The organism is Microbacterium sp. MAH-37 (genome assembly GCF_009758255.1).
GTDB lineage: Bacteria > Actinomycetota > Actinomycetes > Actinomycetales > Microbacteriaceae > Microbacterium.
Window position 1 is genome coordinate 67,190 of record NZ_WSEN01000010.1, and the last position, 26,641, is coordinate 93,830.

The 26,641-nt window shown below is 69.5% G+C and carries 21 protein-coding genes; 2 read left to right on the forward strand and 19 right to left on the reverse strand.

The window, feature by feature from the left end:
• Window positions 1-57 precede the first annotated feature (57 nt).
• From GON06_RS14645 to GON06_RS14685, 9 genes are all read right to left on the reverse strand, one after another.
• Window positions 58-447 (reverse strand): Rieske (2Fe-2S) protein, encoded by a 390-nt coding sequence (locus tag GON06_RS14645; protein WP_157313065.1) that lies wholly within the window; start codon window positions 445-447, stop codon window positions 58-60.
• Entirely contained in the window at window positions 444-761 is a 318-nt protein-coding gene (locus GON06_RS14650) for a hypothetical protein (RefSeq protein ID WP_157313066.1), read from the reverse strand. Before GON06_RS14650 ends, GON06_RS14645 begins: the two co-directional genes overlap by 4 nt.
• Window position 762: 1 nt before the next feature.
• Complete coding sequence (locus GON06_RS14655; protein ID WP_157313067.1) at window positions 763-2,028, reverse strand: amidohydrolase family protein; 1,266 nt, start codon at window positions 2,026-2,028, stop codon at window positions 763-765.
• 27 nt (window positions 2,029-2,055) lie between these two features.
• Window positions 2,056-3,210 (reverse strand): ABC transporter ATP-binding protein, encoded by a 1,155-nt coding sequence (locus GON06_RS14660; RefSeq protein ID WP_157313068.1) that lies wholly within the window; start codon window positions 3,208-3,210, stop codon window positions 2,056-2,058.
• A 42-nt stretch (window positions 3,211-3,252) separates the two neighbouring features.
• On the reverse strand, window positions 3,253-4,371 hold the full coding sequence (locus GON06_RS14665) for an ABC transporter substrate-binding protein (RefSeq protein WP_157313069.1): 1,119 nt from the start codon (window positions 4,369-4,371) through the stop codon (window positions 3,253-3,255).
• Between the two features lie 19 nt (window positions 4,372-4,390).
• A complete protein-coding gene (locus GON06_RS14670; protein WP_332837596.1) occupies window positions 4,391-6,160 on the reverse strand; it encodes an ABC transporter permease in 1,770 nt (589 codons plus the stop codon).
• 198 nt (window positions 6,161-6,358) lie between these two features.
• Window positions 6,359-7,408, reverse strand: coding sequence for a pyridoxal phosphate-dependent aminotransferase (locus GON06_RS14675; RefSeq protein ID WP_157313070.1), 1,050 nt, complete (start codon window positions 7,406-7,408; stop codon window positions 6,359-6,361).
• A gap of 92 nt (window positions 7,409-7,500) precedes the next feature.
• Window positions 7,501-8,181, reverse strand: a complete 681-nt coding sequence (locus GON06_RS14680; RefSeq protein WP_157313071.1) for a FadR/GntR family transcriptional regulator — start codon at window positions 8,179-8,181, stop codon at window positions 7,501-7,503.
• Window positions 8,182-8,290: 109 nt separating this feature from the next.
• Window positions 8,291-9,901: a thiamine pyrophosphate-binding protein gene (locus tag GON06_RS14685; protein WP_157313072.1), complete on the reverse strand. Its 1,611-nt coding sequence runs from the start codon at window positions 9,899-9,901 to the stop codon at window positions 8,291-8,293.
• A gap of 148 nt (window positions 9,902-10,049) precedes the next feature.
• Between GON06_RS14685 and GON06_RS14690 the strand changes: the two genes are divergently transcribed.
• Window positions 10,050-11,216, forward strand: coding sequence for a PucR family transcriptional regulator (locus tag GON06_RS14690; protein ID WP_157313073.1), 1,167 nt, complete (start codon window positions 10,050-10,052; stop codon window positions 11,214-11,216).
• Between the two features lie 111 nt (window positions 11,217-11,327).
• Entirely contained in the window at window positions 11,328-12,704 is a 1,377-nt protein-coding gene (locus GON06_RS14695) for an aldehyde dehydrogenase family protein (RefSeq protein WP_157313074.1), read from the forward strand.
• Between the two features lie 66 nt (window positions 12,705-12,770).
• Here the strand turns inward: GON06_RS14695 and GON06_RS14700 are convergent, their stop codons facing one another.
• The 10 genes from GON06_RS14700 to GON06_RS14745 form a co-directional block, all read right to left on the reverse strand.
• On the reverse strand, window positions 12,771-14,435 hold the full coding sequence (locus GON06_RS14700; RefSeq protein ID WP_157313075.1) for an FAD-dependent oxidoreductase: 1,665 nt from the start codon (window positions 14,433-14,435) through the stop codon (window positions 12,771-12,773).
• Between the two features lie 10 nt (window positions 14,436-14,445).
• Window positions 14,446-15,081, reverse strand: a complete 636-nt coding sequence (locus GON06_RS14705) for a 4-carboxy-4-hydroxy-2-oxoadipate aldolase/oxaloacetate decarboxylase (protein ID WP_332837597.1) — start codon at window positions 15,079-15,081, stop codon at window positions 14,446-14,448.
• Window positions 15,078-15,731, reverse strand: coding sequence for an RraA family protein (locus GON06_RS14710; RefSeq protein WP_157313076.1), 654 nt, complete (start codon window positions 15,729-15,731; stop codon window positions 15,078-15,080). The genes GON06_RS14705 and GON06_RS14710 overlap by 4 nt, the downstream gene beginning before the upstream one ends.
• A gap of 2 nt (window positions 15,732-15,733) precedes the next feature.
• On the reverse strand, window positions 15,734-16,396 hold the full coding sequence (locus GON06_RS14715) for an RraA family protein (RefSeq protein ID WP_157313077.1): 663 nt from the start codon (window positions 16,394-16,396) through the stop codon (window positions 15,734-15,736).
• A 1-nt stretch (window position 16,397) separates the two neighbouring features.
• Window positions 16,398-17,414: a hypothetical protein gene (locus tag GON06_RS14720; RefSeq protein ID WP_157313078.1), complete on the reverse strand. Its 1,017-nt coding sequence runs from the start codon at window positions 17,412-17,414 to the stop codon at window positions 16,398-16,400.
• Between the two features lie 26 nt (window positions 17,415-17,440).
• Window positions 17,441-18,442: an amidohydrolase family protein gene (locus tag GON06_RS14725; RefSeq protein ID WP_332837599.1), complete on the reverse strand. Its 1,002-nt coding sequence runs from the start codon at window positions 18,440-18,442 to the stop codon at window positions 17,441-17,443.
• 162 nt (window positions 18,443-18,604) lie between these two features.
• Complete coding sequence (locus tag GON06_RS14730) at window positions 18,605-20,485, reverse strand: FAD-dependent monooxygenase (RefSeq protein ID WP_157313079.1); 1,881 nt, start codon at window positions 20,483-20,485, stop codon at window positions 18,605-18,607.
• 189 nt (window positions 20,486-20,674) lie between these two features.
• A complete protein-coding gene (locus GON06_RS14735) occupies window positions 20,675-22,123 on the reverse strand; it encodes an aldehyde dehydrogenase family protein (protein ID WP_157313080.1) in 1,449 nt (482 codons plus the stop codon).
• Between the two features lie 118 nt (window positions 22,124-22,241).
• A complete protein-coding gene (locus GON06_RS14740) occupies window positions 22,242-23,900 on the reverse strand; it encodes a thiamine pyrophosphate-binding protein (RefSeq protein WP_157313081.1) in 1,659 nt (552 codons plus the stop codon).
• Window positions 23,901-24,064: 164 nt separating this feature from the next.
• Window positions 24,065-26,590, reverse strand: a complete 2,526-nt coding sequence (locus GON06_RS14745; protein WP_157313082.1) for an ATP-dependent Clp protease ATP-binding subunit — start codon at window positions 26,588-26,590, stop codon at window positions 24,065-24,067.
• Between the last annotated feature and the right edge of the window lie 51 nt (window positions 26,591-26,641).

The window sequence follows — 26,641 nt, forward strand, 5'->3', positions numbered from 1 at the left end:
TCGACGATCCCCGATGCGACGAAGGGACGGATGCCGCAGCATCCGTCCCTTCGTCCGTCAGATCGTCACGATGACGTCGTCGCCGTCGACCCTGACCGGGATGGGCCGAAGGCCGACGCTCTGATCGGCGGGATGCCTACCGGTGAGGATGTCGAACTCGAAGCCGTGCCACGGGCAGACGATGTTCCGATCGGTCGGGTGGAACCCGGGTCCGCCGCTCTTCAGCCCGTCCTCTCCGCGCACGAGCTGGACCGTGCGAGGCATGATCTTGCCCTGGCACACCGGACCGCCCTGATGCGGGCAGACGTTGTACCAGGCGCGCACCTCTCCCGCGTAGAAGTAGAGACCGAGCTCGGTGCCGTCGACGTCGACGACGATCCGCTCCCGTGCCTTCAGATCCGCGAGACTCGCGACCGCGACGTCGCGGCGGACGATGGCGGCACTCATTCCGCCCTCCGGTACCAGATGGCCATGTCGAACAGGTTCACGTCGGCGGCGTCCAGCAGGGCGGTGACGAGCACGACCGTCTCCGTCGCATTGAGGGCGTCCTCCCTGATGGGCCAGGAGATCTTCCCCACCCGATCGGTCTTGGCCGAGAACAGCCGGGCGGCGGCGTAGAGCACGTCGGCGATCTGCTCGTCCGTGATGCTCGCGCCGAGCTCCTCTGCGGTGACGTGCCGCGTGAGCTCGCCGAGGCGGGTGATGACGGCGTCGAGCTCTGCGAGCTCGGGCGTGGTGGTGGCGGTGGTGTCAGCAGTCATGTCAGGAGATCCCGGGTCGGTCCGCGAGCACCTGCTCGGCGGAAGGCTTCTGTCGTTCGGTGGGGAGGTTGAACACGCGGGCGGCGTTCAGCCCGAGGATGTTGCGCTTGGCCTGCTCGGAGAGGAACGGCAGGCGAGTGATCGTGGACGGGGCGTCCCAGTCCCAGTGCGGCCAGTCCGAGGAGTACAGCAGCTGGGTCTCGGCGTTGAACGACTTCATGGTCGCCTCGAGCAACTCCATGTTGGTGCGCTCCATCGGCTGCGTCGTGTACCACATCTCCTTCATGTACTCGCTCGGCAGCCTCTTGAGCCCCGGCGCCTCGCTGGGCCGCATGAGCACCTCATGGTCGAGCCGCTGCATGAGGAACGGGATCCAGGCCAGGCCACTCTCCACCCACACCATCTTCAGCTTCGGGAAGCGCTCTGGCATCGCGTTGATGATCCAGTTCGTCACATGGATCTGGTTGTAGTGCGTGAACGACAGCGCATGCATGGAGAGGAAGCGGTTCAGCTGGGCGAACGACGGGTCTCCCCAGTGGTATCCGGAGTGGAAGGCCAGCGGCTTGCCGCTGTCCTCAATCAGCTTGTACAGCCGGGTGTACACGTCGGAGTGCACCGGGTTGTTGCGCGTCGAGCACACTGTGTAGCCGATGATCCCGTCGTTGTCCGCATACTTCTCGACGAGCTCCTCACACACCTCGGGGGTGTTGTACGGCAGGTAGAGCATGCCCTTCAGGCGAGGGTTCGGCGGAAGGATAACCTCGGTCAGCCAGCGGTTGAACGCGCGGCCGAGGACGACCTCGACCTCGTCCTGCGGGTGCATGCCCAGCAGCAGCATCGCGCTGGGGAACACCACCTGGTAGTCCAGTCCCATAGCGTCCATGCCGCGCCGCGCCGCGGTCACGAACGGATGCCCCTCGGTGCCCTCGACGGGCTCCTTGCGCCCCTGGTGGCCGATGCGCCCGCCGACGCTCTGGTGGGACATACCCGGCTGGATGTTCAGCAGAGCGTTGTTGCCGGCGAACCCGGCGTACTGGCTCATGCCGAGATCGCGCCAGACATCGTTGTCGATGAGCTCGAGCACCTCGCCCCAGAAGTGATCCTCCGAGACGTGCGCGTCGATGTCGACGATGAAGTAGTCGTCGTAGTTCTCCTTCGCCTGCTTGGTCGCATGGGCGAGCACATCGCGGGTATCGGATCGTCCGCCGATCTCGGCGAGCTCGCGGATGCGCGGCGCGTCGGATCGCGGCGTGGGCAGGTCGGTCATTTTCGTCCTCTCAGGGGGTCGGGTTCGTCAGCGAGGCGCCACGATGGCGTCGGTCGCGGTCGTCAGGAAGGCGTCCTCCTGCGCCTTGCGGGAGATCACGACGGCGCGGGCGGGATTCACGGCGAACCTCAGCTCGTCCCCCGCGCGCGGCACTTCATCGATGCTCAGGTCGGACGTCTCCACCCGCACGCGCAGCGGGAGCCCGTCGGCACGGACGAGCAGGTTGACGGCGCTGCCCAGGTAGGTGGTGCGCTCGACGACACCGGTGAAGCGCCCGACGTCGAACCCGTCTCGATGATCGATACGCACATGCGCGGCGCGGAAGGCGAGGTCGGCACGATCCCCCACAGCGACGCCGGTGGTGGCGGTTCCGGCGATGACGAGCGAGGTGCCGTCGACGCGGATGTCCGCGACGCCGTCATCGACGGCGATGACCTCACCGGGCAGGATGTTCTGGAATCCCATGAAGTCGGCCACGTACGCGGACCGTGGACGATCGTAAAGCTCGACCGGCGCGCCGTCCTGCATGATCTCGCCCTCGCTCATGACGATGATGCGATCGGATAGGGTGATCGCCTCCTCCTGGTCGTGCGTGACGTAAACCGAGGTCGTCTCGAACTGGTTGTGCAGCGCTCGCACCTGTTGCCCCATCTGGTATCGCAGTTTGGAGTCCAGGTTGGACAGCGGCTCATCGTAGAAGATGATCCCCGGTCGGGCGGCCAGAGCGCGCGCGAGAGCCACACGCTGCTGCTGGCCGCCTGACAGGGCCGTCACGGGCCGCTTCTCGAACTCCCCGAGGCCGACCGCGTCGAGCATCTCGCGCACTCTGTTCTGACGGTCCTGGCTGCCGAGTCTCGCCACCTTGAGCGGGTACGCCACGTTCTCGGCGACGCTCATGTGCGGCCAGAGCGCGTAGCTCTGGAACACCATGCCGACGCGCCTCTTGTCCGCGGGGACGAAGGTGCGCCGATCGGTGTCCACCACGATGCGATCACCCATGGTGATCCGCCCCGTGGTGGGCCGCTCGAGACCTGCGAGACAGCGCAGCGTCGTCGTCTTGCCGCAGCCGGAGGGGCCGAGCAGGGTGACGAACTCGCCGGAGCCGATCCGCAGATCGAGTCCGTGCAGCGCCGCTTTGCTGCCGTACCGCTTGGTGAGCCCGGAGACCAGAACCTCAGTCATGTCAGTCGATGCCTTCCCGTCGGGGAGTTGGAGGGCGGATTCCTACTTCTTGAACTGCTCGTCGATGAAGTCGAAGTAGGGCTGGTTGAACGCGGGGTCGGGGTTGGAGAACGGCAGTCGCTCGAGCTTGTCCAGCGACGGCGTGCCCTCCGGACCGGGTGCGTCCGGCGTCCATCCGTAGGAGCGGTTCTTCTCGGCCAGGGCCTGCTGTCCCTCGGGCGAGTAGAGCCAGTTGATGTAGAGCTGCGAGGTGTCCGGGTGCGGTGCGTCGTTGATCAGGCACATGCCGGTACGCGACATGAAGTTGCCGCCGTCATCCACCGGGAACACCATCTTGATCGGACCGCCCTTGGCCTTGGTGTCCTCGTAGAAGCCCTGGTACACCGCGATCCCGACCGGGAACCGACCGCTGGCCACGTCGGAGGCGACGTTCGGCTCGGACTGGGCGAACTGCACGTCCTGGTCGGCGAGCTTCTCGACGTAGGGCTTGCCCCAGGTGTCCTCGCTCTCCGGGACCATCAGCGAGGTGAGGATGTAGCGGATGCCGCCGGGGACCGTGGGGTCGCCCATCGAGAGCTTGCCCTTCCACTTCGGGTCGAGCAGGTCCTCCCAGTTCTTCGGCGCCTCGTCGTCCTTCACCATGTCGGTGTTGTAGACGAATCCGAAGTAGCGGAGTGCGTAGTAGGTGAGCTTGCCGTCGAAGTTCGTCGGGATCTCGAAGCCTTCCGGCCCGGTGCGCACATCAGCCTTGGTGCACAGCCCCGGCTGCGCCGCGACCTGTGGGGACTCCCCGCCGTCATAGGCGTCGGCGATGCGGTTGCCACTCTCCGCCTCGGCCTGGATTTTCGTGATGCTCTGCGCGTCCGGCTGATCCTGCGGAATCACCTTGATGCCCGGGAACCGGTCGGTGAAGACCTTGAACAGCGCTTTCTGCGCCGAGACGCTCGGACCGTAGAGCACGAGGTCGGTCTTGCCGTCCTCCATGGCCTTGTCGTACAGCTCGTTCATGTACTTGTTCGCATCGGCGGACGCGCCAGGGACCTCGATCGGCTTGTCCGGCTTGGCTGCGGCGCCTCCGCCGGAGCACGCGGTGAGGGCTGCGATGGCACCGGCGGCGAGGATCGCCGCGCCGATGCGGAGTGTCTTGCGGGAGAACGTCATCATTCTTCCTCTCGGATTGTCAGGGTGTGATGCGGGTGAGGGGGACAGTGGTGGCCCGTTCCGAGCGTCCGCGGACGCGAGGACCGAACTTCATCGCGAGCGCGGCGAGGCCGAGGACCGACATCGCGGCGACGAGGATGATCATGAACAGCGCCGCGCCCTGGGACATGTTCCCGAGCAGGAACTCCTGGAATGCGGTCAGCGAGACGGGCTGGAGCCCGGGAGGCGCGAGCAGCATCGGCACTGCAAGGTTGCCGGAGATGAACAGCGCGGAGAGGAACCAGCCGGCCAGGAAGCTGGGGATCACGAGCCGCAGCACGATGCTCAGCAGCACCCGCACCGACCCGGCGCCCGAGGTGCGGGCAGCCTCCTCGAGTTCGGGCGACAGCTGAGCGAGAGCACCCTCCGCGATACGGCTGGACACCGGAATCGTCGCGACCACGAGCACCAGGGTCATCAGGAACGCTGATCCGTACAGGCCGCGGAATGCCGGCACGTAGAGCACCGCGAACATGTAGGCGAGTGCCAGCACGATTCCAGGCAGCGCCCACGGGACCCACACCGCGAACGAGGTGTACGAGCGGATGAAGCCCGAGCGACGCGCGGTCACGTAGGCCGTCAGCAGCGCGATCGCGATGGAGCCGAAGCCGCCGATCACGGCGAGCCACGCCGTGAGGGCGAGGCTGGAGCTGAACTCCTGGTCGGTGAGCATCTGCACGTAGTTGTCGAACGTGAGCCCCGTGCTCATCACGCCGAAGATGGGCTGCAGGCTGCCGAGGATCATGGCGAACAGCGGCAGCACCAGATTCAGCAGCACGAACAGCACGACCAGCGCCGCGAGCACCCAGCGAACAGGACCGAGCTCCTGCGGCTCGCGCCGCGACGTCTTGCCGGTCAGGGTCGTGAAGCTGCGACCCCGGAGCAGCCACCGCTGAGCGAGGAACAGCAGCAGCACCAGGATGATCAGCACCAGCGACAGCGCGAACGCCTTCGTGTACTCGGCGGGCGCCTGGTCGCGGACGTAGTGGTAGATCTGCGTGGAGAAGACGAAGATGCCGGCCTGCCTCCCGATCAGCTGAGGGCTGTCGAAGGACTGGAACACCAGGACGGCCACGAGGATCGCGGCGCCGGTGATCGCAGGTCCGACCGAGGGCAGCGTGATCGTGAAGAAGGTGCGCACGGCGCCGGCTCCGCTGATCGCCGCCGCCTCGTCGAGCGACTGGTCGCGGTTCTTGAACGCGCCGAGCATCAGGAAGTAGGCGAACGGCATGTAGCCCAGCGACATGAGCAGGATCAGTCCGCCCCAGGTCTGGATGTTCATGAACGAACCGGTCGCGCCCAGCATCCGCGCCCACTGGTTGAGCAGCCCGTTCTGCGGGTTGCCCAGCATGATCCAGCCAAGGGTGTGGAACAGCGGGGGGACGAAGAGGTTGATCGCCATCAGCGGCGTGAGCAGCCGGCGGCCGGGGACGTTGGTGTTGGCGGCGATCCAGGCGAACAGCCCGCCGCCGGCCACCGAGATCGTCCCGCAGACGAGCACCAGCACGACGGAGTTCCACATCGTGGTCCAGGTCTCCTCGTCCTGGAACGCCGCGATGAGACCGCCGAGCGTGAAAGGCAGGTTGTCGGACGGGAGTCCGTCACGGAACGCGCCGATCACGATCATCGTGACGGGGAACACGAAGACCAGGGTGAGCGCCGCCGCGAAGATGGTCCATCCGCCGGCTCCGGTCACGGAGCGGCGCAGCGACGCACGCCGGTCGCGCTCGAAATCGATCGTCGCAGCCACTGCCACATCCCTTCGCGCCTGTCAGGCGTCGTCGGTTCTGAATCGGGTGAGGACGGCTTCGTCCTGGTGTGTGCCAGCGTACGAACCGAGGATATGAGCGATCTTCAGTAGTCGCTCCTAAGTCCTCGGTGCCCCATCCGACACTGTGTCGGACACCGTCCGACCGGGGCTGAAGGTCGCCCTCGAGAGGGCGGCCGGCTATCTCAACGCGGCCAGTGCGGCGTCGTTCTCCTCGGGGAGACCGACGGTGACGCGAACGCCTCCGGATGCCGGGAACGACCGGGCCAGCACGCCCTGCGCGGCGAACCGCTCCATGAGCTGCAGCGCGTCGCCGTACACGAAGAGGAAGTTCGACTGGCTGGGCAGGAACGAGACGCCGGCGTCGCGGAGCGCCACCTCCATCCGTTCCCGCTCGGAGACGATCACGGCGATGCGCTCCGCGGCGATGGCCTGTGCCTCCGATCCGAAGGCGGCGATCACGGCTGCCTCCGCGATGCCGTTGAGCGCGAAACCCACCGAAGTGCGACGCAGCGCCTCGGCCACCCGCGGTGCCGCTGCCGCATAACCGGCACGAAGGCCGGCCAGGCCGTGCGACTTCGACAGGGTGCGAAGGATCACGAGGTTGTCGAACTCGTCCAGGAGCGCCTCCGTCGCGTCGAACGGCTCGGCGGTGACGAACTCCCGGTAGGCCTCGTCGAGGACGACGAGCACGTTCGCCGGGACCTCACGGAGGAAGGAGCGGATGGCCTCCACACCGACGAAGCCGCCGGTCGGGTTATTGGGGTTGCACAGGTACGCGATCCGCGTGGCCGGGCCGATGGCCGCGAGCATGGCGGGCATGTCCATCGCACCGTCTTCAGCCAGGTCGACCGGCGTGCGCTCGGCCCCGGCGAGTCCGAGCGCGGCGGAGTACGCCTCGAAGGACGGCCAGCAGTACACGCCGTCGACGCCCGGCTCGCACACCAGCCTGGCCAGACCGTGCAGCAGTGAGCCGGAGCCGTTGTCGATCGCGATGCGCTCGGTATCGATCCCCATCGACTGGGCCACCGCGGTGCGCGCCGCCGTGCGGTGGTAGTCGGGATAGCGGTGCGCCGACCGGGCGGCGGCGGACATCGCGTGAAGGATCGGCTCGCTCGGACCCCACGGCATCTCGTTCTGCGAGAGGCGGATCGGCGGGGGCGTCGCACCTGCCGGACGATTGGGGGCGGCGAGCATCTCATCGATCACGCTGCGGAACTCGAGCACCATTGCGGTTCCTCCTGAGGGGCAACAATTGTCAATATTGAATATGAACAATATGCCCGCGACGGTTCGCTGTCAAACCGGCGACCCCGCACCGATCAGGACGGATGCTGCGCGACCCAGGCGGCACCGCGGTGGCGCTCCACGGCGGAGGCAGCCAGGGCGTGATCGCGGCCCACGACCGCCTCCGCGAAGTCGAGGTGGGTGCGGAGGCGCTCCGGCGTGCTGGGCGCCGTGGCACCCTCCAGCTCCTCGGCGATGATGTAGTCGACGAGGTTCGTGTACAGGCTGCGCAACAGCTCGTTCGGCGTGATCCGCGCGATGCGCGCGTGCAGCGCCCAGATGGCCGCAGCCGCCTGCGGCGTGTCCCACTCGGCCTCCAACCGGGCGGCGCGCTCCCTCACATCCGCGATGTCACCCTCCGACGCGAATTCGACGGCGTCGTGCAGGACGGTGCCGTCCAGCGCATCGAGCACACGCAGGCAGTTCGCCACCGTCGTCTTCTCCTCGCGCAGCTGGAGGAGCTGATCGCTGAGCTGCATGAACGGTGACCTGGCCGCGACGAAGATCCCTCCACCCGGACCAGGCTTGGCGTCCACTACGCCGCGGGAGCGCAGCAGTTGGATGGCTTCACTGAGCGTCGCCGGCGCCACCGTGAACCGGGCCGCCAGCTCCTGGCGCCGGCCGACGAAATGACCGGGCTTCCACCCGCTGGAGGTGATCTCCTGCTCCAGGGCTCTCGCGACCTGGACCGCGGCAGCGGCATTGGTGATCGTCATAGCTCTCCTTCGGTTCCGTCGACGACGTGCCACGGAGGCGGGCGTGTCTACATCAGATCTACACGATTCCGCGGCGGGATGACGGATGCCGGTCCCGCCGCGGAGCGGGTCAGTGCTTCTCGTGGATGAACGACCACGGCGAGGGGAAGACCCCCACCGGCACCTTGATGACCGCCGGGCGCCGGGCCGCGATGGCGTTCCCGATCGCGCGCTGCACGGCATCCGCATCGTCAGCCAGCGCGAAGTCGATGCCGAACGCCTGCGCGAGCAGTTCGAAGTCGGGGTTCGTCAGGTCGGAGCCGATGAAGCGGCCGCCGTAGGTGTCACGCTGGATGCGCCAGACGTTGCCGAATCGGTTGTCCTCGAAGAGCACGGTGATTAGCGGGATGCCGTACTTCTTCGCCGTGGCGAACTCCTGCAACGACCAGCCGATGCCGCCGTCACCGGTGACCACGACGACCGGGCGCTCCCCCGCGCCGACCGCGGCGCCGAGGGCGGTGGGCATGGCGTAGCCCAGGGTGCCCTGATAGCCGGGCCAGACATACGAGTGCGGCGCGTGCACCGGATACCCGTAGGTCGACACGTAGCCGATCTGGGTGAGCTCGTTGACGAAGATCCCGTCCTCGGGCAGCGCCGCCCTGATGGCATCGACGAACGCCATCTGGGGGGCGACCTGGGCGCGCACGCGCGCCTCGCCGTCCGCGCGCAGGCGCGCGAGTTCGTCGCCCCATCCGCTGCGACGCTGCACGCGCTCGACGAGCGCCTCCAGCACAGCGGTGGCGTCGGCGTGCACCGCGAGGTCGGGGCGGCGTGGCGGCGTGAAGTCGGTGCGGTCGATGTTCACCAGCGCCAGACGCGCGTCGCCGATGCCGAGCTGCTGACCGAACGGGGTGAGGAACCGGCTGCCGAACGAGACGACGAGATCGGCGGTGTCGCGGAGCTCCCACAGCGCGAACGCGGGCAGCGCATGCGGATCACGGGCGTCGAGGGCACCGCGGCCGTTCTCGCTCATGACGACGGGTGCGTCGAGCAGGTCGGCGAGCCGGGAGAGCAGGTCGAACGCCCGCTGCCCGCGGACTCCGCCTCCGACGTGGATGACCGGACGACGGCTGGCCGCGAGCATCGCGACGAGTTCGGCGATGCAGTCCTCGGGGGCGACCGGCGCCGGGACAGGGAAAGGGTCGCCGACCTCGAGGTCGGCGACGGCGTGCAGCAGATCGGGCCCCAGTTCGAGTGCGACGGGGCGCGGCCGGCCGGTGCGCATCTGCCGGAAGCCCTCGTGCACGAGTTCCGGGATCTCCTCGACCCTGGTGGGACGCGCCGCCCACTTGGTGAGTCCTTCGATCGTCTCGCTCTGCTTCGGGATCTCGTGCAGGGCGCCCAGGCCGGAGCCGACGAGGGTCGACGGGATCGTGCCGGCGAGGAGCATCACCTGCGAGGAGCAGGCGTAGGCGGTGGCCATTCCTGCGCCGGCGTTGAGCACGCCGGGGCCAGGCACGACCATGGCGACGCCGGGGCGTCCTGTCACGCGGTGGTAGCCGTCGGCCATGTACGTGGTGCTCTGCTCGTGCCGTGGGACGAGCAGGTTCACCTCGTCCTGCTTGCGGTACATCCCGTCGGTGAGCCCGTCGAGCTGCACGCCGGGGATGCCGAAGACGGTCTCGACCCCCTCGGTGATCAGTGCCTGTGCGAGTGCGTCGCCGCCTGTCATCTTCGCCATGTGTGGCCGCCTCTCTCTGAAATGACTATATTGAATATAGTTCTACTGGCGCAGGCCTCACAAGTCGCCGCCATCCTGTCCGGACACGTCAGGCAGGGCGGCCTAGACTCGGTCGACGTGCGCGCCGTCGCGCACAGTGAGGTGGACGATGAATCTCGAGGCACAGGTGCAGGCCTACGCTGATCGGCTCGGACGACCGATCATCGTGTTCGACGTGGAGTTCAACGTGATCGCGTTCAGCGTGCACGACCGCGACGTCGACCATGCGCGGCTCGCGATCATCCTGTCACACAAGGGTTCATCCAGGGCGCGGGACTCGATCCGGGAGTACCGCGTCGGACAGGCCGACGGCCCGGTGCGCATCCCCCCGATCGACGGCGGGATGACCCGGCACGTCGCCCCCGTCCGCCACCAGGGCCAGCTGGTCGGATACGTCTCCTCGACGATCCCTGACGAGACGCCAGACGAGCAGCTCCTCGACGACGACACCATCCGCGAGGGGCGCGAGCAACTCGGCGTGATCCTCGCCGCGATGGCGCTCGGCCACCGTGAGGACGAGGACCGGGCACTCCGGCTGGTGACCGCACTGGTGAACGGTGACGCGGCGCAGCGCGCCAGGGCCGCCGACGAACTGCTCACCGGAGGACTGGTCTCACCGGTGCCGCACTACACGGTGATCACCCTCTCCGCGCCCGCCCCCGCGGATCCCCACACCGCCACGCTCCGCCTCGTGCTCGACCGTGCGCTCTCGGTCATTCCGGTCTTTCCCCGGCTCAAGGCCGTCGGCGCGGTGATCGAGGGCGAGGCGGTCATCGTCGTCCCGTACGAGATCGACCGGGATCGTCTCGACGCGCTACTCGACCTCCCCGCCTTCGCCGAGCTGCGGGCCGGGATCGGCGGCGCCCACTCCCCCCTCGCCGACGCCCACCGTTCGCGACGCGAGGCCGGGATCGCCGCACGCGGCGCCGCCGTCGACCCGGCCAGGGGACGCGTCGTGCACTGGGACGAGCTCGGGCTCGACCGCATCCTGCTGCAGCTGCCCATCGAGGAGCTGAGCGCCTCCGACCTGCCCGCCCCGATCCAGCGACTGCTGGACAACCAGTCAGGCCCGGACCTCGCCGAGACCCTGGAGGCCTACCTGGACTGCGGCTGCGACGCCCAGCGCACCGCACAGGAGCTGCACGTGCACCGCAGCACCCTGTACTACCGCCTCGATCGCGTGCGCGCGATCACCGATGTCGACCTGGCCGACGGGCATGTGCGGCGCGAGCTGCACACGGCGCTGCGCGTGGCGACCCTCGCCGGCCTGCGCTGACCTCACGCGTTCCGGCCGCCTGGCCGTGTCGCTCGCAATTAAATATATTGAATTGATCTCATAGTGCGGACGCCCCTCGGGTCCGACCCGCCGATCACGGAAGGATCCGCAATGAACGCACTCCTCGCCACGGTCTCCGCCGAGGCCGGGAACGGCCGCCCCATCCTCGACGCCGCTACGCGGGAGGTGATCGGTTACGCCCCCGAGCAGACCGTCGCCGAGCTGGATGCCGCGATCGCTACGGCATCCGCCGCGCAGCCCGCGTGGGCCGCACTCGGGCACGCCGAACGCTCGCGGCTGCTGCGCCTGGTGGCGGATGACCTCGATGCCAGCGCCGAGGAGCTCGGGCAGATCATCACCCAGGAGCAGGGCAAGGTCGCGGGCGCCGGAGAGGTGCACGGTGCCGCGCACTGGCTGCGCGCGGCCGCGGACACCGCGCTCGAGCCGCAGCAGCTCGGCGACGGCGCCGAACTGCACTACGTGCCGCTCGGTGTGGTGGCCTCGATCGGTCCCTGGAACTTCCCGGTGATGATCGCCGTGTGGCACATCGCGCCCGCACTGCGCATGGGCAACACCGTGGTCATCAAGCCCTCCGAGTACACGCCGCTCAGCGTGCTCGCGCTCGCCGAGATCCTGCACCGTCACCTGCCTGAGGGCGTCGCAACGGTGGTGTCCGGCGACCGCGAGGTGGGTGCGGCCCTCGCCGCGCACCCCGGCATCGCGAAGATCGTGTTCACCGGCTCGACCGCGACCGGCCGCCGCATCGTGGAGAGCTCGGCGTCGAACCTCGCCCGCCTCACCCTCGAGCTCGGCGGCAACGACGCCGGGATCGTGCTGCCGGGCACTGACGTGAACGCCCTCGCCGACAAGCTGTTCTGGGGCGCGTTCGGGAACACCGGGCAGGTGTGCGCCGCGCTCAAGCGGCTGTACGTGCACGACTCGGTGTACGACGAGACCGTCGAGGCCCTCGCCGAGCGCGCGAAGTCGACGCCGATGGGATCGGGGCACGACAAGGACAACCGACTCGGCCCGGTGCAGAACCCCTCGCAGTTCGACATCGTGTCGCGTCTCGTCGAAGACGCGAGAGAGCGCGGCGCGCGCATCGTCGCCGGCGGCGAGCCCGCCGCCGACCTCGGCCCACTGTTCTACCGGCCCACGATCATCGCCGACGTCGAAGACGGCGCCGCCGTGGTCGACGAGGAGCAGTTCGGTCCGGTGCTGCCTGTGATCCGCTACACCGACATCGACGACGCGGTGCGCCGCGCGAACGGCACGGAGCAGGGACTCGGCGCGTCCGTCTGGGGTCCCGATGCGGATGCCGCCGCCGAGATCGCCCAGCGGCTCGAGGCCGGCACCGTGTGGATCAACCAGCACGGCGGCGTGGAGCCGTCCATCCCGTTCGGCGGTACCAAGGCGTCCGGCTACGGTCTGGAGTTCGGCGTCGAGGGACTGAAGGCGATGGCGGCCACGAAGGTCATCCGCCGCTGAGGCGGTCACCCGCACACATGCCTGAGGGCCGGTCGCATCGGCGACCGGCCCTCAGGCGTCCCCGGATCAGACCGCGGCGGCGACCCGTGCGCCGCGCAGCAGCTCCCACAGCTCCGCCGCCGTCGCGGCATCCGCCTGCTCCCCGCGCCAGACCACCTGCTGGTCCTGGCGCACCAGGGTGAGCGGGAAGCGGTACTCGGCGGGAAGCACATCGTCGTCAGCCTCGACCACGCTGAGCGGGATGCCGCGCAGCTCGGCCTCGGAGGCGAGCTCCGCCGGTTCGCTCCCTGGCCGGGCGACGAGCGTGTAGCCAGGCGAGAGCAGGTCGTAGAACGACGTGCCGTCGGCAAGGCGGAAGTGCGGGGCGCGGCATCCGGGCACCGTCGACGGCGTGTACTCGCCCATCGTGTAGCCCGGCGCCGGCTCGTCGTCGTAGGCGATGACCGGCGACGCGTCGTACACGTAGCCGTAGTTCAGACCTGCGGCGGCGAACTGCGGTTCGTTCAGCGCGTGGACGGCCGCACCGAACGCGGCGCGCGCAGCCTCGCCCTCTGCCGAGTCCTCCTCGAGGTGAGCCGGCAGCGACGGCTTCGCCAGCTTCTGCTGATGGTTCATCGCGAAGTGCGAGACCTGCTCGGTGATCGGCCGGCGCTCGGCCTCGTAGGCGTCCAGGATGTGCTCGTCGGCCCAGCCGTCCAGGTGCGCGCCGAGCGCCCAGGTGAGATTCAGCACGTCGGCGATGCCGGCGTTCATCCCGAACCCCGCGAACGGCACCCAGAGGTGAGTCGCGTCACCGGCGAGAAAGACCCTGCCGTCGCGGAACCGGTCGGCGAGCAGGCGCCGCGCGATCCAGTCCTCCTTCGAGACGGCCTCGTACGCGAAGTCGTCGGAGACGCCGAGGATCGCCCGGATCGCGGCATCCCGGTCGACGGAGCCAGGAGTCGCGGCCTCGTCCGGCGAGAGATAGGTGTGCACGAGGAAGGTCTCGCGACCATCGATGGCGTACACGTGCCCGAGGCGGCGCGCGTTGAACGTGTAGTACCCCCAGGCACGCGGCTCGTCAGCGGACATCCGGTCGTACAGGTCGGCGGAGCGGATGCAGGTGGACTGCACGTGCTGCAGCACCGGGTCGCCGCTGAGCTTCGCGCCGATCTGCTTGCGCACGTTCGAGCGTCCGCCATCGGCGCCGATGAGGTAGCGGCCGCGGAGGGCGCGCTCGTCGCCGCCGTCGAGGTCCGAGACGACGATCGAGACGCCGTCGTCGTCCTGCGCGAGGCTGTGGAACAGCGTCTCGTTCAGCAGCATGACGCCGGGGGCAGCGGCCGCGTGCCGCGCGAGGATCGGCTCGAGGAAGGTCTGGTTGATGCGGTGCGGCGGCTCCGGCGTGTTCCAGGAGGTGTCCGGTCCGGTGTGCGACGTGTACCGCTGGCCGCTGGCCGGAATGGCGATCCGGGCGAACTCGCGGCCGGTCAGGGCGGTGCGGAAGGCGACGTCCTGCGGGTAGTCCGACGGGAGCCCTGCGGCGCGCACCTCCGCGGCGATGCCGAGGCGACGCAGGCTCTCCATCGTGCGCGAGGCGACGTGGTTGCACTTCACGTTCGGCGGTTCGAGGTAGGCGCGCTGCTCGACGACGATCACGGAGACGCCGCGCGAGGCGAGGTCGAGTGCGGCGACGAGCCCGACCGGGCCTGCTCCGACGATGAGGACGTCCGCGTCCGGTTGCTGGGTCATGCTCTCCCTCTCAGCTGGTGATCGGCGCGCCGAGGCGCCGGAAGTCGTACACGTCGAGCGTCACCTCGCCGGTGCGGAGACGCTCCATGTAGGCGTCCTCCTTGTCGGCCCGCTCCCTCGATGCGGACAGCACCTCGTCGTAGCGGCCCGCGGGCAGCACGACCACGCCGTCGCGGTCGGCGACGACCACGTCGCCGCACTGCACGATCCGGCCGCGGAGCGTGATCGACACCCCGATCGTGCCCGGCCACTTCTTGATGGTGCCCCGGATCGAGATCGAGGTGCTGAACGCGGGGAAGCCGAGTGCGGCGAGCTGCGCGGTGTCGCGCACCCCGCCGTCGATGATCAGCCCGCGGATGCCGCGCGCCTGCGCCGCCACCGCCATGACCTCGCCCCAGTAGCCGAACGGGGCGCCGCCGCCGTCGACCACGAGCACGTCGCCGGGCCCGGCTGCCTCGATGCCGTGGTGCAGGGCGAGGTTGTCGCCCTGCTGCGCGGTCACCGGGACGGCTCTGCCGACGAGCTGCGCGCCGTCCCAGGCTGGTCGGAAGGCGGCGTCCAGGAAGCAGTCGCTTCGCGAGGCCTCGTAGAGCGTCGCCGAGCCGAGCCGCAGCAGTTCCGCGGCATCTCGATCGAGGTCGATCACGAGTCCGCCCTCTGCAGATCGTGATAGCCGTACCGCGCCCTGGCCTCGGCGATCGTCGCGCCGCCGAGGGCCGCCTCGAGGATCGACTCCTCCCTGGCGTGGATCAGCTCGGCGGTCTCGAGCACCTGCTCCTCGATGTCCTGCGGGATCGCGACGACGCCGTCGGAGTCGCCCAGCAGGATGTCACCGGGTCGCACCGTGACGCCGCCGATCGTGATCGGCCCCTGCTCCTCCGCGACCTCGACCCGGTCCTTGCCGGTGCGCATGAAGCGTCCGCGGCTGTAGATCGGGTAGCCGATCGACAGGGCCCGGTGCGTGTCGCGGCAGACCCCCTCGATCACCGTGCCGGAGATGCCGCGGTGGTGGGCGACGGCGGTGAGGATGTCGCCCCACACCGTGCAGTCCACGCGGCCGTCGTTGTCGAGCACGACCACCTGTCCCGGCTGCACCTGGTCGATGAAGTCGCCGACCGTGCCGGCCGGCACCTGCGCGCTGACGTAGCGCACCGTGAACGCCCTGCCGACCATGTGCTGTCCGTCGGCGAGCGGGGCGATGCCGAGCAGACTGCCTGGCCTGGCGTGCTTGTCGAGGGCGTCCGACACGGTGGCCGTGCCGAGCTGGGCGAAACGCTGAATGAGGGTGTCTGACATGTCTACTCCGCGGTGACGCTGGGGAACTGCGAGTCGTGCATGACCTCGCTGACGTCGCGGCCGCTGCGCACGGCCTCCGCCATGCGCGCCTCGCGATCCGCGATGCGCTGCGCGAGTGCGACGACGCGCTCGGCCTGATCGGCGGCGACGAAGACCACGCCGTTGACGTCGGCGATGACGTAGTCGTGCGCGGCGACCGAGACCCCGCCGACCTGGATGCGCTCGTCCATCGCCTGCTGCACGATGCGGCCGCGGGCACTGATCGGAACGGCTGTCCTGGCGAAGACGGGCAGCCCGAGCGCCTCGCTCTCCTGCACGTCGCGGCAGGCGCCGTCGACCACGACGCCGGCGATGCCGCGCTGCACGGCCGCCTCGGCGAGGAGGCCGCCCCAGCACGACACGTCGGCGCGGCCGTGGTTGTCGATGACGACCACGTCATCGGGCTCGGCGATCGCGACGAGTGGCGTCGCGATGTGCGTGGCCGGTCCGGCTGCCGCCTTGGGCGCCGCCGTGACCGTGCGCACCCGGCCGGCGACCGGCCGGCCGGCCGGCCACATCGGCGGCAGGCCGTTCACGGCGCCCGGCAGCCCGAGGGTGTCCAGGGCGTCCGACACCGCGCAGCTGTCGAGCATCCGCAGCGCCGCGACGATCTCTGCCGTCGACATCTCAGGCGCGCTCCCAGGTGACGAAGCCCATCGCGTTGCCGGTGCCGGCCTCGGTGCGGTAGCAGGGCTCGTAGTCGACGTTCGTCACGCTCAGCCCGACCTCGTCGGCGATGCCGGCGACAGCGATCCAGTTGCGCAGCTCGGAAGCGCCGGACATCATCTCGGAGGCGGGCACCGACGACAGGTACCCCGCGTCGTGGTCGCGCATCGCCTGGATGAACTCGCCGTCGAGCTTCTCGTCGATGACGAAGTGGCTGAGGCCTCCGGAGGCGACCACGCCGACGCGCAGGTCGCCTGGGAACGACTGGATGGCGCGGCCGACCGCGCGTCCGAAGTCGTAGCAGCGCTTGGCGCTCGGCGGGTTCGGCTCCCAGAAGGTGTTGATGAAGATCGGCACCATCGGCACCACGGAGTCCTCGCCCATGAAGCGCTGGTAGATGAACCCGAATCCGTGCGGGATCGAGTGGTTCTCGTAGCGCCCCGCAGGCACGATCTCGGTCGCGCCCGTGTCGAAGTCGTCGGCCTGGGTGGACTGGATGATGTGCCTGCCGAGCGCGCGGTGCGTCGGGCGCATGATCGTGTGGTCGGGCACGTCACCCATCGCGGCTTCGGCCAGTCCGGGCGCCATCTCGTCGAGCTGGGCCTGGGTGAAGGGCACGTGCGCGACCTCGTCGCCCCAGAACACCGAGAACGGGGCGAGCCACTCGTCGCCGTAGGTCTCCTTGTGGTCGCTCGAGACGATCACGAGCACGTCCACGTCCTGCTCGCGGATGAAGCGGGAGAGGTCGTCCATCGACGACTGGCAGCTGTCCCAGCGCCGCCGCATCACGTCGTGGGTGATCTCGGCGGAGAAGTCCTCGCGCTGCGCGCGCAGCTCGTCGAAGCTGTACGTGCCGCCCCGGAACTTGAGGCCCTTGCTGCGGCGGTCGGCGACCCCGCGGGTCTCCCAGGCCTCCGGCGGCGCGGCCTTCAGCTGAGGTCCGTGCGAGGTGCCGAATCCTGCGACGATCTCGGTCATGGTGGATCCCTTCTCGTATGCGCCGTTCAGAGCCCGAACAGGCTGCGGGCGTTGTTCTCGAGCACGTCGGCGCGGCGGTCGGCGTCGAGCCAGTCGATGTCGTCGATGAGCAGATGGATGTCGTCGAACCAGCGCCCGGTCTCCGGATCGATCTGCGAGCCGGTGCCCGGCTTCTCCGACCCGAAGAGCACGCGGTCGGTGCCGACGGCCTTCATGAGCAGCTCCAGGCTGTCCTTGGTGTACAGGCAGGAGTCGAAGTGGAAGTTGCGCAGCTTGTCGAGGTACGAGACCCCGGTGCGCACCACCGACGGCAGGAAGCGGCCCATCTGATAGGGGATGGCTCCGCCGCCGTGGGCGACGATGACCTTGAGGTCGGGGAAGTCGGCGAAGATGTTCGCCTGGATCATGCTCCAGACCGAGACCGTCTCCTCCTGGATGAAGTGCAGGCTGTACGGCTCGCGGGCGGGGAACTTGCAGCCCGCGGAGTGCAGCAGCATCGGCACGTCGAGTTCGCAGAGCGCCTCGTAGAGCGGGTACCAGTACCGCTCGCCCATCGCCGGCGGCACTTCGGTGCCCTCGTAGGGGTCGGAGTTGACCATCGCGCCGACGAAGCCGAGCTCTGTGACCGCGCGCCGCAGCTCGGGCAGCCACTGCTCGACGGTGATGTACGGGCTCTGCGGGATGCCGGCAATGCCTTTGAAGCGTCCGGGGAACAGCTCGGTGGTGCGGTGGATGATGTTGTTCGTCTCGGCTGTGAACCACTCGACGATCTTCGTCGGGCGCTCAGAGTGCATGGCGTGGAACGGACGCGGCGAGATCAGCTGCAGGTCGATCCCCGCGCCGTCGATGTGGGTCATGTGCGAGACGTTGCCGAAGCTGGGGTGCGGCGCGTGGTACGAGGCGATCAGCTCGTCGTCGCTGATCACCGGGGGCTTGCCGCCGTGGGAACCGCGCGCGGCCAGCAGTGAGGCCTTCCACGCGTAGTAGGAATCCGGGGCGGTCATGTGGCCGTGGACGTCGATGATCACGGGGGCTCCTCAGTGCTCTGTCTCTGGCCGCCCGGCGGGCCGGCGCGGCGTTGTCTCGACGCTACGAGAGCGCCGGATGAGGGGGATCGGCGGGCTGGGGGAATCTCGCCGACGGCGATCCGACACGGTGTACGAAGGACGCCGGATCGCCGTCGGCGGGGCTCACTTCACGAGTACGTTCGCGGCGGCGCGGATGCGCACGAGATAAGGCTCGGCGGGGTCCTGCCCCGGGGTGTCGCCACCACGCAGGATCGTCGCCAGAGCGTCGTCGAGTGCGCAGACCGCGTCGGTCGGCAGGTTCGCCGTGCGCCACGCCACCTTGCGGTCCGGCCGCACCAGCAGCGCTCCGTCGTCGGCGATCTGCCTGGCTTCCCGCCAGGCCACGTCGTCGTCCGCGACGGCGGCGACAGTGATCGGCATGGCACCGCCGGCGAGGGACACGGCATCCCGCCAGCGCGGCGCGGCGGACTCCGAGGTGATCAGCGTCAGCCCCTCTCGCGCGACGAGGTCGTGCGACGAGCGCCGCCCGGTGTCCCCCTCTTTCGCCCCGTCCAACCAGACGTGCGGCAGGTGATGGCCGGGCCGAGATGTGGCGTGGAAGGCGATCGGGTCGGAGGGGTCGCCGGGCACCGGTGTGCCGTCCGGCACGAGCGCACCGGCCGAGTAGTGGAACCCGGCCTCGACGCCGAGCTGGCTGTAGTCGTGGGCGTTGTGGTTCACCTCGGCGGCGACCCGCTCGCGCATGGCCGCCCCCTCGGGGGTGTCGCTGACGAACGTCTCCAGGCTGCGGAAGCCGGCCTCCTCGTCCTCGCTGAAGCCCAGCGCCGCGGCGATCGGAGGGTGCCTGTTGGCGTTCTCGAGCGAGTGCGCCGTGTACCAGGCGACGATGGGCCGGCGCTCCGCCTGGTAGCTGTCCAGCAAGGCGTCGGGCGCCTGCCCGTCGAGCACCGCGGCGAGCTTCCAGCACAGGTTCTGCGCGTCCTGGATGCCGCTGTTCAGACCCAGTCCTCCTGTCGGCGGATGCTTGTGCGCAGCGTCTCCGGCGAGGAAGGTCCGGCCGACCCGGAACTGCTCCGCGACGAGACCGTTGTAGCTCCAGCGCGTCATGGAGTGCATCGTGATCGGGTGATCGGCGGCGAGCCCCAGCATCCGGCGGATCGATTCGAACAGCGCGGCCTCGTCGTCGGGATCGCCCTCGACCATCCAGCCGGCGACCGAGACGAGCCACTCCTCGGCGTTGCGGTTGTAGTGCGTCGGTCCGAGTGCCTGGATGGTGCCACGACGGCGCGCGCCGCCGGCCGGGTGCAGGAAGTGGCCGAGCAGCGCGTCGGGCTCCGACCACGCGGACAGGTCGAGGCTGACGTGGTAGTTGACCACCTCGCGCATGTCGCGCGGCCCCTCGAGTTCGACGCCGAGCAGGTCGGCGCTGTCGCGCCCACCGTCGGCGGCGATCACGTACTGGGCGCGGATGCTGCGCGCCTCACCCGACTCGACGTCGAGCACGCCCACGGTAGCGCCCTCGGCGTCCTGGTCGATCGACACGACCTCCTGCAGCTTGCGGATGCGGCCGGGCGCGGCGGCGAGCGCGTGACGGTACAGCAGCGGGTCGAGCCGGATCTGCGGCATGTTCGCGAACGTGCGCGGGCTGGCCGCGCGGTAGCGCTCGGCGTCGGGGCCGCCGCCCCAGGCGGGCACCTCGCCGATCTTCATCCCGTCGAACCGGCCGGGGCCGGTGGCGGTCGTGTACCAGACCGCCTTGCGCCAGCGGTCGTGGGTCGGCGTGGCGGCATAGATGTCGGCGGCGACGTCCATGTCGCTGAACGCCTCCATGGTGCGCGGGTTCAGCAGGTGTGCGCGGGGGAACCGGAACACGAAGTCACGGCGCTCGACCAGCAGCACGTCGATGCCGCGCTGGGCGAGCAGGATCGCGCAGGAGAGCCCGACCGGCCCTCCGCCCATGATGAGGACCTGAGTGGCGGCGGGCCACTCGTCCTCGCCGATCGGCGGCGACGCGACGTGGGTGCTCTTCTCGGATGCGGACACGGACTCCTCCTCGACTACGGGAATCCCAGGCTAGAAATCACTCGAACGGCGCCGATACGTGACCGCGGCGTGAAACTGCGCACGGGAATCCGACACGATGTCGCAAGGTCCGAGCCCTTGTCGGCACGTCGAAGGAGGGCGTGCCGTCCCCCTCGGAGCAGCACGCCCTCCTCCTCTCCGGACCGGGTCTCAGCCAGAGATCGTCGGGACGGTCACCCACTGCCAGTAGGTGAACTCATCCAGGTTCCAGTGCCCGCCGTGCCGCCCGCCGTTGCCGGAGGCCCCGAGCCCTCCCATCGGGATATGCGCGGCGTCGTAGATCGTCTGCCCGTTCAGGGCGACCATCCCGGCGCGCAGCCGGGATGCGAAGCCCAGTCCCCTGGCGATGTCGCGGGTGTGGATCGCGGCGGACAGACCGTAGTCGCTGGAGTTGGCCAGGGCGAGGGCCTCCTCCTCGGTCGAGAACCGGGTGATCGGGGCGACCGGGCCGAAGATCTCGGTGCGGAAGGCCGCGTTGTCGGCCGCGACCCCGTCCAGGACGGTCGGCGTGTAGAAGACGCCGTCGTGGGTGCCGCCCTGCACGATCCTTGCTCCGTCGACGACCGCCTGGTCGACGATGCCCTGCACCCGCTCGGCCTGGCCGACGGTGATCAGCGGGCCGAGCGTCGTCCCCTCTGCGAGGGGATCGCCGAGGCGCATCCCTGCCGCGGCGGCGGCGAGGCGCTCGACGTACTCGTCGGCGACGCTCTCGTGCACGAGATGCCGGCCGGTCGCCATGCAGATCTGCCCTTGGTGCCGGAACGAGCCGCCGATGCCGCTCGCGACGGCGAGGTCGAGGTCGGCGTCGGCCATCACCACGAAGGCGTTGTTGCCGCCGAGCTCGAGGATGACGCGCTTGAGCAGGCCGCCGGCCACCTCGCCGACGCGCCTGCCCGCCGCGGAGGATCCGGTGAACGCGATGACCGAGGTGTGCGGCGAGCGCACGACCGCCTCACCGGTCTCCGGGCCGCCCGGCAGGATGTGCAGCAGGCCGTCGGGAAGGCCGGCTCGCGCGAAGATCTCGGCGATGAGAGCGCCGCCTGAGAACGCGGTCTTCACATCGGGCTTGACGATCACGGCGTTGCCGAGGGCGATCGCGGGGGCGACGGAGCGGATCGCGAGCATGAGCGGAGCGTTCCACGGCGAGATGACGCCGACGACGCCGACCGGGATGCGACGGGCGATGCCCAGGGTGGACGGGTCCTCGACCGGCAGCAGGTCGCCCTGCGAGAGCGTCACCAGGCGGGCGGCCTCGTCGAGCTCGTCGATGGCCTTGTTCACCTCGTGCGTCGCCTTGGACGGAAGCGATCCGCTCTCGCGGACCAGCACATGTTCGGCCTCGTCGCGGATCTCCCGCAGCGCGTCGGCCGCCCTGGTGAGCACAGCGGAGCGAACCTTGTACGAGGCGCGCGCCCATTCGGCCTGTGCCTGGACAGCACGAGCTCCGGCGCGCTCGACGTCGGCCTCATCGGCGATGCCGACGGTGCCGAGCAGCCCGTTGTCACCGGGCGAACGCACCTCCTGGACGCCACCGCCGGGGCTTCGCCACCCGTCGGAGTAGATGCGTCCGTCCGCCGATTCCCGCTCCCAGCGCGTCATCACGCCCTCCTGTCCGTTCCGAAGTCGTTGCGATGCTAGCGGCCGGCGCTCTGCGCAGCCTCCGCGCTGCGTCGTGAACGGCGCGTGCGCGGCGCGACACCATGTCGCATGCGCAGGGTCACGGCCACAACTCCCCGTTCACCATGACCTCGACGATGCGAGGGCCGTCGTCCGCTGAACGGGTGAGCTCGCCGTCAAGCGCGGCCCGCAAGCCCGCGGCGCCCGACACCTGCTCGGAGGCGATGCCGTAGACCGCGCCCAGCGCGGCGATGTCCACCCCGCCGATGTCGGTGAGCGGGAACACCCCGGTGCGGCTCGCGGCTCCGCCGCTCTTGCGCAGCCCGGAGATCACCGCCTGGTACCGGCCGTTGTTCACCACCACGTAGGTCACGGGGATGCGGCGATGCGCCGCGGTCCAGAGAGCCGGCACGCCGAACTGCACGACACCGTCTCCGACCACCGCCAGCACGCGCTCCCCGCGCGCGAGGGCGACGCCGGCGGCGGCTCCCATCCCCCAGCCCAGCGATCCGCTCGCCGTCGCGAACAGCGAGTCGTCGTCCGCGCGCTGCAGGAACCGCAGCAGGGGCAGCGTGGAGGTGACGCCGTCGAGCACGAGCGTGCGCCGTGTGCCGAGCATGTCTGCAAGCACCCGCATCGCGGATGCCGCGCTGAACGCCTCGCCCTCGGCGTCATCAGGCACCTCCGCCCGCCAGCGCTGCAGCATCCGCTCGTGCTCGGCGCGCGCTCTGCCGAGGTGCCCGCTGCCTGCACCGTGGCAGGGCGCGGCGGCCAGGGCATCGTCGAGGTCGCAGAGCGCGGCGGCCGTGTCGCCGACCAAGGCGCCGGCCGGGGCGGAGCGGCGCTCGGCCTCTGCCGGATCCTCGGTGATGTGCAGCACGGCGACGCCGGCGGGCAGCACGGGCACCTCCGCCGAGAACTCCAGCGGAGTGGGCATGCCGGCGAGGATCACGAGGTCGCTGCCGGCGACCGCGGCAGCGCGGATATCGAACAGCCCGCAGTACTGCGGATGGTCGGTGCGGATCGGCCATCGCTCGAGATCGCGGCGCGACTCGACGTACACCGGCGCCCCGATGCGCTCCGCGATGTGCTCCAGCGCCGCGGACGCACCGCGGCGGGCGACGTCCGAACCAGCGACGATCACCGGACGCCGGCTGCGCGTGATCAGCCGTACGGCGGCGGAGATCGCCTCCGCCGCCGGGCGCTGCCCGAGCTGCGCCGTGATCCCGGTGATCTCGCCCTCGCCGCCGTGCTGCACGAGGTGGTTCTGCGGGATGGCGAGCACCGCTGGCTGCTCAGGCACCACGCGGCTGCGCCGCAGGGCGCGTTCGAGGTCGTCGCGCACCGCGTCGGGCCGCAGGTTCAGCCAGGTGTGACCGGCATAGGGCGCCGCTGTCACGAGCAGACGCGGCGTGGTGGTGAGCGCGCGCTGCGGGAGCGTCGCCGTGCTCTTCACGCCGACGACCACGGCGACGCTGCTGCGGGCGACCTGCGCGGCGTAGAGGTGGGCGAGGCCGTTGGCGAGCCCGACGTTGGTGTGCAGGTAGGCGACGCCGACACCGCCGGATGCCCTGGCGTAGCCGTCGGCCATCGACACCGAGACGGCCTCGTGCGTGGTGAGAACGAACTCCGGCGCCGCAGCCTCGCCGCGCTCGGCGATGGCATCGAGCACCGGGATCTCGCTCGTTCCGGGACAGCAGAAGACGTGCCCGACCTCCCATGCCAGCAGAGTGTCGAGAATCCTGGTCGCAGCGGTCATCGCGCTCCTCGGGCGTCGGCGTGGAGTCGAGCCTATTGGCCGCAGCGGCGAAGGACCTCGCGCATCGTGACCGAACCTCCGCGCGGGCCCTGCGACGCCGTGTCGGTCCGGATACAACGAAGGGACGGATGCCGCAGCATCCGTCCCTTCGTGGTGCGTGACCGTCAGTCCGTGCCGGTGGCCGCCAGGTCCGGCGTGGCGGAGATGCCGCCGCCGGTGTTGACGCCGACCGAGACCTTCTCGCCACGCGGGGCGGCGTCGAAGGTGAACTTGCCGTCGACCGCGTCGACCTTCACGTGGTCACCGGCGTTCAGCTCGCCGTGCAGGATCTTCTCGGACAGCATGTCCTCGATCTCGCGCTGCATGGCGCGGCGCAGCGGGCGGGCGCCGAGCGACGGGTCGAAGCCGATCTCGATGAGCTTGTCCTTCGCGGCATCCGACAGCTCCACCGTCATGTCGCGGTCGAGCAGGCGGTCGCCGAGCTGCTTGGTGAACAGGCCCACGATCTGGCGCAGCTCGTCCTTGTTCAGCTGCGGGAAGACGATGATGTCGTCGACGCGGTTCAGGAACTCGGGCTTGAAGTGGCGCTTGAGCTCCTCGTCGACCTTGCCCTTCATCCGCTCGTAGGTCGTCTGCGAGTTGCCCTCGACCTGGAAGCCGACCGGGCCACCGGCGATCGCCGACGAACCGAGGTTCGTCGTCATGATGATCACGGTGTTCTTGAAGTCGACCACGCGGCCCTGACCGTCGGTCAGGCGACCCTCTTCGAGGATCTGCAGCAGCGAGTTGAAGATGTCGGGGTGGGCCTTCTCGATCTCGTCGAAGAGCACCACGCTGAACGGCTTGCGGCGCACCTTCTCGGTGAGCTGGCCGCCCTCTTCGAAGCCGACGAACCCGGGAGGGGCACCGAACAGCCGCGAGACGGTGTGCTTCTCGCCGAACTCGGACATGTCGAGCGAGATCAGCGCGGCCTCGTCGTCGAACAGGAACTCGGCGAGCGCCTTGGCCAGCTCGGTCTTTCCGACGCCGGTGGGGCCGGCGAAGATGAACGAGCCGGAGGGACGCTTCGGGTCCTTCAGGCCGGCGCGCTGGCGGCGGATCGTGCGGGAGAGGGCCGCGATGGCCTCCTCCTGACCGATGACGCGCTGGTGCAGCGCCTTCTCCATGAAGACGAGCCGGCTCGACTCCTCCTCCGTCAGCTTGAAGACGGGGATGCCGGTGGCCTGGGCGAGCACCTCGGCGATCAGACCCTCGTCGACGACGGCCTTGGTGGCCACGTCACCAGAGCGCCACTGCTTCTCGAGGCGCAGCCGCTCACCGAGCAGCTCCTTCTCCTGGTCGCGCAGCGACGCGGCCTTCTCGAAGTCCTGCTCCTCGGACGCCTGCTCCTTGGCCTCGCGCACAGCGGCGATCTTGTCGTCGAACTCGCGCAGCTCGGGCGGGCTGGACAGGATCGAGAGGCGCAGGCGGGCGCCCGCCTCGTCGATCAGGTCGATGGCCTTGTCCGGCAGGAAGCGGTCGGCGACATACCGGTCGGCGAGGTTCGCCGCGGCCACGATGGCGCCGTCGGTGATCTGCACCTTGTGGTGCGCCTCGTAGCGGTCGCGCAGGCCCTTGAGGATGTTGATCGCGTGCGGGAGGCTCGGCTCGGCCACCTGGATCGGCTGGAAGCGGCGCTCCAGCGCGGCATCCTTCTCGAAGTACTTGCGGTACTCGTCGAGCGTGGTCGCACCGATGGTCTGCAGCTCGCCGCGGGCGAGCAGCGGCTTGAGGATGCTGGCCGCGTCGATCGCGCCCTCGGCGGCGCCCGCGCCGACCAGGGTGTGGATCTCGTCGATGAAGACGATGATGTCGCCGCGGGTGCGGATCTCCTTGGTGACCTTCTTCAGGCGCTCTTCGAAGTCACCGCGGTAGCGGGAGCCGGCGATCAGCGAGCCGAGGTCGAGCGAGTAGAGCTGCTTGTCCTTGAGCGTCTCGGGCACGTCGCCCTTGACGATCGCCTGGGCCAGGCCCTCGACGACGGCGGTCTTGCCGACGCCGGGCTCACCGATCAGGACCGGGTTGTTCTTGGAGCGGCGGGAGAGGATCTGCATGACCCGCTCGATCTCCTTCTCGCGCCCGATGACCGGGTCGAGCTTGTTGTCACGCGCGGCCTGGGTGAGGTTGCGACCGAACTGGTCGAGCACCTGCGAACCGCCCTGGGCCTGCTGGTTCTCGTGCGCCGGGGCGCCGACGGCGGTGGGCTCGCGACCCGGGGCACCGGAGAGCAGCTGGATGACCTGCTGGCGCACCTTGTTCAGGTCGGCGCCGAGCTTGACGAGCACCTGGGCTGCCACGCCCTCGCCCTCACGGATGAGGCCGAGGAGGATGTGCTCGGTGCCGATGTAGTTGTGCCCGAGCTGCAGCGCCTCACGGAGGCTGAGCTCGAGAACCTTCTTCGCACGCGGGGTGAAGGGGATGTGACCGGTGGGCTGCTGCTGGCCCTGACCGATGATGTCCTGCACCTGCTCGCGCACGGATTCGAGCGAGATGCCCAGGCTCTCCAGAGCCTTGGCGGCGACGCCCTCGCCCTCGTGGATGAGACCGAGCAGGATGTGCTCGGTGCCGATGTAGTTGTGGTTGAGCATCTTCGCCTCTTCCTGGGCGAGGACGACCACACGACGGGCTCGGTCCGTGAATCTCTCGAACATGCTGATACTCCCCTGCTGATGCCGGTACTCCGAGAGTAACGACCGCAGGAT

Excerpts from the sequence above, each read along its gene's own strand:
- GON06_RS14740 (WP_157313081.1), bottom strand. The coding sequence starts at position 23,900 with ATGACCGCTGCGACCAGGATTCTCGACACTCTGCTGGCATGGGAGGTC.
- GON06_RS14675 (WP_157313070.1), bottom strand. The coding sequence starts at position 7,408 with ATGGTGCTCGAGTTCCGCAGCGTGATCGATGAGATGCTCGCCGCCCCC.
- GON06_RS14655 (WP_157313067.1), bottom strand. The coding sequence starts at position 2,028 with ATGACCGACCTGCCCACGCCGCGATCCGACGCGCCGCGCATCCGCGAG.
- GON06_RS14735 (WP_157313080.1), bottom strand. The coding sequence starts at position 22,123 with ATGACGCGCTGGGAGCGGGAATCGGCGGACGGACGCATCTACTCCGAC.
- GON06_RS14720 (WP_157313078.1), bottom strand. The coding sequence starts at position 17,414 with ATGACCGAGATCGTCGCAGGATTCGGCACCTCGCACGGACCTCAGCTG.
- GON06_RS14660 (WP_157313068.1), bottom strand. The coding sequence starts at position 3,210 with ATGACTGAGGTTCTGGTCTCCGGGCTCACCAAGCGGTACGGCAGCAAA.
- GON06_RS14710 (WP_157313076.1), bottom strand. The coding sequence starts at position 15,731 with ATGTCAGACACCCTCATTCAGCGTTTCGCCCAGCTCGGCACGGCCACC.
- GON06_RS14645 (WP_157313065.1), bottom strand. The coding sequence starts at position 447 with ATGAGTGCCGCCATCGTCCGCCGCGACGTCGCGGTCGCGAGTCTCGCG.
- GON06_RS14700 (WP_157313075.1), bottom strand. The coding sequence starts at position 14,435 with ATGACCCAGCAACCGGACGCGGACGTCCTCATCGTCGGAGCAGGCCCG.
- GON06_RS14650 (WP_157313066.1), bottom strand. The coding sequence starts at position 761 with ATGACTGCTGACACCACCGCCACCACCACGCCCGAGCTCGCAGAGCTC.
- GON06_RS14665 (WP_157313069.1), bottom strand. The coding sequence starts at position 4,371 with ATGACGTTCTCCCGCAAGACACTCCGCATCGGCGCGGCGATCCTCGCC.
- GON06_RS14680 (WP_157313071.1), bottom strand. The coding sequence starts at position 8,181 with ATGACGATCACCAATGCCGCTGCCGCGGTCCAGGTCGCGAGAGCCCTG.
- GON06_RS14690 (WP_157313073.1), top strand. The coding sequence starts at position 10,050 with ATGAATCTCGAGGCACAGGTGCAGGCCTACGCTGATCGGCTCGGACGA.
- GON06_RS14745 (WP_157313082.1), bottom strand. The coding sequence starts at position 26,590 with ATGTTCGAGAGATTCACGGACCGAGCCCGTCGTGTGGTCGTCCTCGCC.
- GON06_RS14715 (WP_157313077.1), bottom strand. The coding sequence starts at position 16,396 with ATGTCGACGGCAGAGATCGTCGCGGCGCTGCGGATGCTCGACAGCTGC.
- GON06_RS14695 (WP_157313074.1), top strand. The coding sequence starts at position 11,328 with ATGAACGCACTCCTCGCCACGGTCTCCGCCGAGGCCGGGAACGGCCGC.
- GON06_RS14685 (WP_157313072.1), bottom strand. The coding sequence starts at position 9,901 with ATGGCGAAGATGACAGGCGGCGACGCACTCGCACAGGCACTGATCACC.